The organism is Lyngbya sp. CCY1209 (assembly GCF_055795065.1).
In genome coordinates this window covers 19,201-27,311 of the sequence record NZ_JAYFER010000197.1, presented here as the reverse complement: position 1 = coordinate 27,311, position 8,111 = coordinate 19,201, and the positions used below count along the sequence as shown (strand labels likewise).

Genomic DNA, 8,111 nt, shown 5'->3' with positions numbered 1-8,111 from the left:
AAGCTGACTCGCCGAAAGAGAAAGTCTGGATAGTGATATTCAGAATCCCCGTCACTTTAGTGCGGGGAGTACGTCAAAGCGTCGATTTCGAGGCGGAATATCAGGTGGCGAATTCCCGAGAAGGGGTTGGGGACTTTTTCTTCGATATCAGTCCCCCCTACGGCTATTCCCTGCTTCGGGATTTTCAGGTCTGGCGGGAGGGAGAACGCCTCGATCCGATCGCGCCGGGAAATTACAGTTTTCCGTTTCAGTTGCCACCGGGGGAGAGGACGACATTTCAGGTCAAATATAAAGCTCAGGGTGCGCCGCGCTGGGTGTATGAATCCGTCGGACAGTTGTTGTCGAATTTTCGGTTAAATGCGATCGCCAATTTCCCCGACGCCGATTTTGCCGGGGCAATTCCCACCCTCACGGAGGAACGGGGACGGCTGCGGGAAATGACCTGGGTTTTCGAGGGCAACGTTTCGGTCCGCAATCCCTTCGGCGTGTTTACGGCGACGGAATCGGTGAAAAATACGGGGGTTCTGCCGCGTTTATTACTGTTGGCACCGGGGATTTTTCTGTGGTGGATTCTGCTGCTTTATTTTTCCATACCGATGGGGTTGAAGGATGTGGCGATCGCGGCGGGAATATTTTTTGCCAGTTTGCTAATGTTGACCTATACCAGCCGTCTGGTCGATCCGCGTCTGGCGTGGACGGTCATTTCTGGGATTTGGTTAGTGTTAATGTGGGGGTTGGGGTCGAACCGCTGGAGTGCCGGAGCCGCGATCGCCTGTACGGTGGCCGGGGGTGTCCTCCCGGTTTTTGCCCTGCTGGTCCCCTACAGCGGCCTGACGTTGGGAGTGGCGGGACTGCTGTCCGTCGCCTGGTTGGCAATCCGGCACTGGTACGGGTTCTGGAAGCCGACGAAAAGCTAAATTTCCGAATCGCGAACGGTTGACCGCAAGCTGATAGCTGATAGCTGATAGCTGACAACTATAATCGACGGGGGGTCGGCGTGGTTTCGCGCTTGAGTGCGATCGCGCCCCCCCCATTTCTGATTGATAGCAGTCGCCAAAACGGTCGGGACATCCGAAAAGCCCGAAACCTAGCAATGATAGGCTGTCAACCTTTGCTGAATGCTGAATGCTGAGAGCTGATTGCCATAAAAAAGCCGGGTGAGTGATGGCTTTGGCTCGACCCGGCTCAATTTAAGGCATCTTTCAAAACTGTCCGCGCGGCGAGATGATTTCGAGTTGAAGTCAAAATCTCCGCTTCTCGCTGGAGGCGAGCCACCGTATCCTGCATTTCCAGGAGCGTCTGCTGTTCGGAGGCGACGCCGTAGAGGTTGCTGGCGACCCAGTAGGAGAGTTCGGTGGGGAGGTCGGGGATGTCGTCGGGGAGTTCGATGGGTTGGTCCATCAATTTGCCCGAGAGTTGGACCACATCCCGCAGCAAGATTTCCACATCTTTAGCCAGGGGTCTGAGGTCGGTGGTGGGTGGCTCATCTTCGATCCATTCCACCAAACCAACGAGGTAGGGTTTTTCCCGCACCGCTTCCAGGACTCGGAATCGCTGCTGTCCCAGGGTCATAATTTTCATGCGATCGTCGGGCAACCGCTGGTATTGAATCACTTCGGCGCAGCAGCCGACGGAAGCGACTTGCCCCTGGGTGGGATCGAACATCAGCACCCCGAAGCGGCGATCGCTCTCCAGGATGGTGTTCATCATGATCCGGTAGCGAAATTCAAAAATGTGCAGGGGCAGCGGTCGGGCTGGAAACAGGACCACTTCCGGCAGCGGAAACAGGGGAAGTTCTCGAACAGCAAGAGAGGAAGATGATGCCATTGTCCCTTAGTACAGTGTGCGCTTCTTTCTTTTTACTTTAGCGGATTTCGGGCTACCCCTGTTTTGGCGAAACGTCCTAGAGTTTGACTTCGATATCCACCCCGGCGGGCAAATCGAGTTTCATCAGGGCGTCGATGGTTTTTGAAGAGGGCTGATAGATGTCGATGATCCGGCGGTGGGTGCGGGTCTCGAAGTGTTCCCGGGAATCTTTATCGACGTGAGGAGAGCGCAGGACGCAGTAAATCCGGCGTTTGGTGGGCAGGGGAATCGGTCCGATCGCGGTGGCCCCGGTGCGGTTGGCCGTATCGACGATCTTCTCGCAGGAGGTGTCGAGGAGGCGGCGATCGAAGGCTTTGAGACGGATGCGAATTTTTTGCTGCTGAATGGTAGCCATTGTGTGCTGTTTAGTTTTCGAGGTTCGGTTTGATTTCAGTTGCGACGGGTCGAACTCCGATGGAGGGGAATTCGACCGGGCAAAAGGGCGCAGAAAAGCAACCCGGACTCGGATCGCTTTTCTGCCAGTTTAAAGTCGGTCGAACGGCTGCGATGTCACCTTATTTGATAATCTTGGCAACGACACCGGCTCCGACGGTGCGGCCGCCTTCGCGGATAGCGAAGCGCATTCCCTGCTCGATCGCGATCGGGCAGATCAATGTCACCGTCATATTGATACGGTCTCCCGGCATCACCATTTCCGGCTTGCTACCGTCATCGGCAGTATATTCATCAATCGTACCCGTCACGTCCGTTGTCCGAACGTAGAACTGGGGACGATAGCCCGAGAAGAACGGAGTGTGACGCCCACCTTCCTCTTTTTTGAGGATGTAGACTTCCGCCTCAAATTGGGTGTGGGGCGTGATCGATCCGGGCTTGGCAATCACCATGCCGCGCTCGATATCGGCCTTTTGAATCCCCCGGAGCAGCAAACCCACGTTGTCTCCGGCCATCCCTTCGTCCAGAGTCTTCTGGAACATTTCCACACCGGTGACGGTGGTGCTGCGGGTATCTTTGATTCCGACGAGTTCGACGGTTTCGCCGACCTTGACTTTACCCCGCTCGATCCGGCCCGTGGCCACCGTACCCCGACCCGTGATCGAGAAGACATCTTCCACCGCCATCAAGAAGGGCTTATCGATGGCCCGCTCGGGAGTGGGGATGTACTTATCTACCTCGTCCATCAGGGCGTGAATCTTGTCAACCCAGTCATTATCACCCCGGCCGGTGGTCGGGTTTTCGGTCAGAAACTCCAGGGCTTGCAGGGCGGAACCCGAAACGATGGGGATGTCGTCGCCCGGAAAATCGTAAGAACTCAGCAGTTCCCGCACTTCGAGTTCGACAAGTTCGAGCAGTTCTTCGTCGTCCACCATGTCCGCCTTGTTCAGGAAGACCACGATGCTGGGAACGCCCACCTGCTTCGCCAACAGGATGTGTTCGCGAGTTTGGGGCATCGGACCGTCCGCCGCGGAAACCACCAGAATCGCGCCGTCCATCTGAGCCGCGCCGGTGATCATGTTCTTCACATAGTCGGCGTGTCCGGGGCAGTCCACGTGGGCGTAGTGGCGGTTTTCCGTTTCGTACTCCACGTGGGCCGTGTTGATGGTGATCCCCCGCTGCTTCTCTTCGGGAGCGGCGTCGATGTCGTCGTACTTCCGAGCCTTGGCTCCGCCTGCCGCCGCCAATGCCATTGTGATTGCAGCGGTCAGCGTGGTTTTGCCGTGGTCAACGTGACCGATGGTACCGATGTTAACGTGGGGTTTATTCCGTTCAAATTTTGCGCGTGCCATATTGATGTTTCGTTTGAGATTCTAGATGTTGGACGATCGAATTGGCGAGTGGGGGGAAAGAGCGGCGGGGCAATTTAAGTGAAGCCGACACCGCCCCCTCACCACCCCCATCTCTAGCTGCCTTTGCTCTTGGCGATGATGGTTTCAGCCACGCTGCGAGGAACCTCGTCGTAATGGCTGAACTCCATCGAGAAGATCCCACGACCTTGGGTCTTCGAGCGGATATCGGTGGCGTAGCCAAACATTTCCGCCAGGGGAACCTTGGCGACCACCTTGGCGATTCCCTGACTTTGATCGGTCTCCTGACCCTCAATTTGGCCGCGACGGGAGTTGAGGTCGCCGATCACGTTCCCGATGAAATCTTCGGGAACTTCGACCTCCACTTTCATCATCGGCTCCAACAGCACGGGGGAAGCCTTGGTTACGCCGTCCTTGATTGCCATCGAGCCGGCAATCTTGAACGCCATTTCCGAGGAGTCCACATCGTGGTAGGACCCGTCCACCAAAGTGGCTTTGATGTCGATGAGCGGATACCCGGCGATGATTCCGGATTCGCAGGCTTCCTTCATCCCCTGTTCCGCCGGATTGATATATTCCTTGGGAACAGACCCCCCGACGATCTTGGAGACGAATTCAAATCCGGTGCCCGATTCGCCCGGTTCGAGTTCGATCACCACGTGGCCGTACTGACCTTTACCGCCACTTTGACGGATAAATTTGCCTTCGGTGCGAATGGACTTGCGGATGGTTTCTCGATAGGCCACCTGGGGGGCGCCGATGTTCGCTTCGACTTTGAACTCCCGCAACATCCGGTCTACCAGAATTTCCAGGTGCAGTTCCCCCATCCCGGCGATCACCGTCTGGTTGGTTTCCGGGTCGATGGAAACCCGGAAGGTCGGATCTTCTTCCGAGAGGGACTGCAGGGCTTTGGAGAGTTTCTCCATATCCTGCTTGGTTTTCGGCTCCACCGCCACGGAAATGACCGGTTCGGGGATGAACAGGGACTCGAGGATAATCGGGTTGGCGTCGTCGCAGATCGTGTCTCCGGTCAGGGTGTCCTTCAAGCCCAACGCCGCCCCGAGGTCGCCGGCTCGAAGTTCTTCCACTTCGATGCGATCGTCGGACTTGAGGACGATCAGGCGAGAAACCCGCTCTTTTTTGTCCTTGGTGGAATTGTAAATGTAACTGCCTTTTTGGAGGATGCCGGAATAGACCCGCACGAAGGTCAGGCGCCCGTAGGGGTCAGCCATCACCTTGAAAGCCAGAGCCGACAGCGGGACATCATCATCCGCCGGACGAACCGCTTCTTCTCCGTTGGGGAGAATTCCCTTGATGGGGGGAACCTCCGTCGGAGCCGGAAGATAGTCTACCACAGCATCCAAAAGCCGTTGAACGCCCCGGTTCTTGAATGCGGAACCGCACAGCATGGGAACCATCGTCCCTTCGATGGTCGCCTTGCGAATGCCGTGACGGACTTCATCCTCGGTCAGCGGGTCGCCCCCTTCCAAGGATTCGAGATATTTCTCCATCAGGGCTTCGTCGGTTTCGGCGATCGCTTCGAGCATTTTCTCCCGGTATTCGGCGACCAGATCTTTGACTTCTTCAGGAATCTCGTCGCTGACTTGGATATCAGTTCCCAGGTCGTTGGTGTACATATAGGTCTTCATGCCGACCAAATCCACCAGGCCGTGGAAGTCACTCTCGCGGCCGATGGGAACCTGAATGGGAACCGCATTGGCCCGGAGGCGATCGCGGATCTGGTTGTAAACCTTGAAGAAGTCGGCTCCCGTGCGATCCATCTTGTTGACGAATACAATCCGGGGCACCCGATACCGCTCGGCCTGACGCCAGACGGTTTCGGATTGGGGCTGGACGCCGCCGACGGAACAAAAGACTGCGATCACCCCATCCAGAACCCGCATCGAGCGCTCGACTTCGATGGTGAAGTCCACGTGACCCGGGGTGTCGATGATGTTGATGCGATGGTCGAGCCAACTGGTACTAATCGCAGCAGCCGTGATGGTGATCCCACGCTCCCGCTCTTGAGCCATCCAGTCGGTCACAGCAGTTCCGTCGTGGACCTCGCCCATTTTGTGAACCACGCCGGAGTAGAACAGGATTCTCTCAGTGGTGGTCGTTTTGCCCGCATCGATGTGGGCTGCGATGCCGATATTACGTACTCTCTCAAGCGGGATGGTACGTGCCACAGCTACCTCCTTTTTAAACCTTTATTAAGATTTTATACGTTTCTGGAACTGACTGCTAACCCAAACCAATTTTAGTACCGATAGTGGGCGAAGGCTTTGTTGGCTTCTGCCATCCGGTGCGTCTCTTCCCGCTTCCGAACCGCACTCCCGGTTTCGTTGGCCGCATCCATCAGCTCGTTGGCTAGTTTGCTGGCCATCGATCGCCCGGAGCGCGTTCTCGAAAAGTGGATCAGCCAGCGCAGGGCCAGGGTCGTCCCCCGCTCGGAGCGGACTTCCATCGGCACCTGGTAGGTCGCACCGCCGACCCGGCGGGCTTTCACTTCCACCAGGGGCGTGGCGTTCCGCACGGCTTTTTCAAACAACTCCAGCGGGTCGGAGCCAGTGCGCTCTCCGATGGTGACCAGCGCGTCATCAACAATCCGGTGAGCGACGGATTTTTTTCCGTGCCGCATGATACGGCGCACCATCATGTTGACCAAGCGACTGTTATATTTCGGATCGGGGGGAACCGGACGTTTTTGAACTACCCGACGGCGAGACATAGTTATCTTCCCTCAACACTAAATTCATTCACTACAAAATTGCAGCTCTGGGAATCCCGGGAGACCGAGGTTTTCATCGGACGACAAAAGCCGGCGACCCTAGATTCCCGAAACTCTCGCGACTTACTCTTTCGGACGCTTCGCCCCGTACTTGGAGCGGCCCTGGCGCCGATCTTTGACCCCGGCGGTGTCCAACGTTCCACGAATGATGTGATATCGAACGCCGGGTAAATCCTTGACCCGACCGCCGCGAATCATGACAACCGAGTGTTCCTGCAAGTTGTGTCCGATGCCCGGAATATATGCTGTCACTTCAAAACCAGAGGTGAGCCGCACCCTTGCCACCTTACGAAGTGCTGAATTTGGTTTTTTGGGCGTTGTCGTATAAACACGGGTACACACGCCGCGGCGCTGCGGACAACTCTTGAGAGCTGGAGACTTCGTTTTTTTCAGAGTCTTTTCCCGTGCAGAACGAATGAGTTGCTGTATAGTGGGCATAAGTTACCACATAATCTATCAATTCGGCAGTTTTAAGGGTTGCGGTATCTCCATTGAAATACCCCTCCCCGGGCTGGGGATGGGATTTTCATCTTAATCTATAAGTCAGATGCGGATACCCAAAACTCTATATTAGAGGATGAAACGGCTTTTGGCAAACTTTTTTTTCGGTGGGTGCGGGGGGAGGGGAACATTTCCTTCACGACTTGGAGACAAAGGAGTGACCGCAGCCGCAAGTCCGGGCCGCATTGGGGTTGTCAAATCGAAATCCGCCGCCCATCAAATCTTCCGAGTAGTCGAGGGTCAACCCCTCGATATAGGGCAAGCTCTCGCGGTCTGTCACCACTTGCAGGGGACCGCACTGGCCAACCACGTCCGTCGGCCCCGGGAGCGACTCGAATCCAAACTGGTAGACCCAATCGCAGCATCCGCCCGACTTCACCGCCAACCGAAACAGGAGGTCGGGGTCATTCTGCTTGGATTTCCGGCGCAGCACTTCGTTGAGAGCCGCTTGAGTAATCTCAATCATAGATCGGGGAATGAAGAATGGGGACAAAACCAAAAAAAGTTCGTCGTCAGGGTTTGAGAGTCGTCGGATGTCCGGACTTTCTGGCGATCGGTGTCGTCGAGTCGGAAACGGAGTCCGCCGTCTCAATTAGCCCCATCAGTGTATCATTTCGGCGAATCCGAGACCACCTGCAATCAAGAACCTTCCCAAGCCGTCCCCGATCCTGAAAAGCGGTGGCAACTTGGAAAGGCAGTTAGTCCGAGCATTTAATTAATTGGAGCGTTCGAGGGAACAGTGCGATCGCATTAGCCAGCCCGAGAGTAATCGTCCTGGAAGCGAACGATGTCGTCTTCGCCGAGATATTCTCCGTTTTGAACTTCAATGAGTACCAGGGGAATGACGCCGGGGTTTTCCAGGCGGTGGTTCGTGCATTGGGGGACGTAGGTAGATTGGTTGGAGAAAATCACCTCTTCGTTGTCGCCGCAGGTCACTTTCGCCGTCCCGGAGACCACGATCCAGTGTTCGCTGCGGTGGTGGTGCATTTGCAGGCTGAGGCGGTGTCCGGGGTTGACCTCGATGCGCTTGATCTTGTAGCCGGGCCCCTCTTCGAGAGTCGTAAATGAACCCCAGGGCCGCAGCTCAGTGGCGGCAACAGCTTGAATGGAGGTCGATTTTTCGAGGGCGGAAACTGTTGAACGGTCTTGGGTGGCTACCATAATAATCTTCTGTCCTTAGAAATATAGCG

At 56.1% G+C, this 8,111-nt stretch carries 8 protein-coding genes and 1 pseudogene; 1 reads left to right on the top strand and 8 read right to left on the bottom strand.

What is annotated here, in order from left to right; all coding sequences use genetic code 11:
• Positions 1-917 (top strand): annotated as a pseudogene (locus AC0QHF_RS03575) (hypothetical protein); the annotation flags it as partial.
• 268 nt (positions 918-1,185) lie between these two features.
• On the opposite strand, the gene AC0QHF_RS03570 reads toward AC0QHF_RS03575, so the two are convergent.
• From AC0QHF_RS03570 to AC0QHF_RS03535, 8 genes are all read right to left on the bottom strand, one after another.
• On the bottom strand, positions 1,186-1,827 hold the full coding sequence (locus tag AC0QHF_RS03570) for an LON peptidase substrate-binding domain-containing protein (protein ID WP_324702812.1): 642 nt from the start codon (positions 1,825-1,827) through the stop codon (positions 1,186-1,188).
• A 76-nt stretch (positions 1,828-1,903) separates the two neighbouring features.
• Complete coding sequence (gene rpsJ, locus AC0QHF_RS03565; RefSeq protein ID WP_023068084.1) at positions 1,904-2,221, bottom strand: 30S ribosomal protein S10; 318 nt, start codon at positions 2,219-2,221, stop codon at positions 1,904-1,906.
• Positions 2,222-2,381: 160 nt separating this feature from the next.
• Positions 2,382-3,611 carry an elongation factor Tu gene (tuf, locus tag AC0QHF_RS03560; RefSeq protein ID WP_324702811.1) on the bottom strand — a complete coding sequence of 410 codons (1,230 nt, stop codon included), beginning with the start codon at positions 3,609-3,611 and terminating at the stop codon, positions 2,382-2,384.
• 113 nt (positions 3,612-3,724) lie between these two features.
• Entirely contained in the window at positions 3,725-5,818 is a 2,094-nt protein-coding gene (gene fusA / locus AC0QHF_RS03555; RefSeq protein ID WP_324702810.1) for an elongation factor G, read from the bottom strand.
• Between the two features lie 71 nt (positions 5,819-5,889).
• On the bottom strand, positions 5,890-6,360 hold the full coding sequence (gene rpsG, locus AC0QHF_RS03550; protein ID WP_324702809.1) for a 30S ribosomal protein S7: 471 nt from the start codon (positions 6,358-6,360) through the stop codon (positions 5,890-5,892).
• A gap of 123 nt (positions 6,361-6,483) precedes the next feature.
• Positions 6,484-6,858, bottom strand: coding sequence for a 30S ribosomal protein S12 (gene rpsL, locus AC0QHF_RS03545; RefSeq protein WP_324702808.1), 375 nt, complete (start codon positions 6,856-6,858; stop codon positions 6,484-6,486).
• Positions 6,859-7,057: 199 nt separating this feature from the next.
• On the bottom strand, positions 7,058-7,387 hold the full coding sequence (locus AC0QHF_RS03540; protein ID WP_324702807.1) for a HesB/IscA family protein: 330 nt from the start codon (positions 7,385-7,387) through the stop codon (positions 7,058-7,060).
• Positions 7,388-7,671: 284 nt separating this feature from the next.
• Complete coding sequence (locus tag AC0QHF_RS03535) at positions 7,672-8,082, bottom strand: phosphomannose isomerase type II C-terminal cupin domain (RefSeq protein WP_324702806.1); 411 nt, start codon at positions 8,080-8,082, stop codon at positions 7,672-7,674.
• Positions 8,083-8,111 lie beyond the last annotated feature (29 nt).

Excerpts from the sequence above, each read along its gene's own strand:
- AC0QHF_RS03570 (WP_324702812.1), bottom strand. The coding sequence starts at position 1,827 with ATGGCATCATCTTCCTCTCTTGCTGTTCGAGAACTTCCCCTGTTTCCG.
- AC0QHF_RS03540 (WP_324702807.1), bottom strand. The coding sequence starts at position 7,387 with ATGATTGAGATTACTCAAGCGGCTCTCAACGAAGTGCTGCGCCGGAAA.
- tuf (WP_324702811.1), bottom strand. The coding sequence starts at position 3,611 with ATGGCACGCGCAAAATTTGAACGGAATAAACCCCACGTTAACATCGGT.
- rpsG (WP_324702809.1), bottom strand. The coding sequence starts at position 6,360 with ATGTCTCGCCGTCGGGTAGTTCAAAAACGTCCGGTTCCCCCCGATCCG.
- rpsL (WP_324702808.1), bottom strand. The coding sequence starts at position 6,858 with ATGCCCACTATACAGCAACTCATTCGTTCTGCACGGGAAAAGACTCTG.
- AC0QHF_RS03535 (WP_324702806.1), bottom strand. The coding sequence starts at position 8,082 with ATGGTAGCCACCCAAGACCGTTCAACAGTTTCCGCCCTCGAAAAATCG.
- rpsJ (WP_023068084.1), bottom strand. The coding sequence starts at position 2,221 with ATGGCTACCATTCAGCAGCAAAAAATTCGCATCCGTCTCAAAGCCTTC.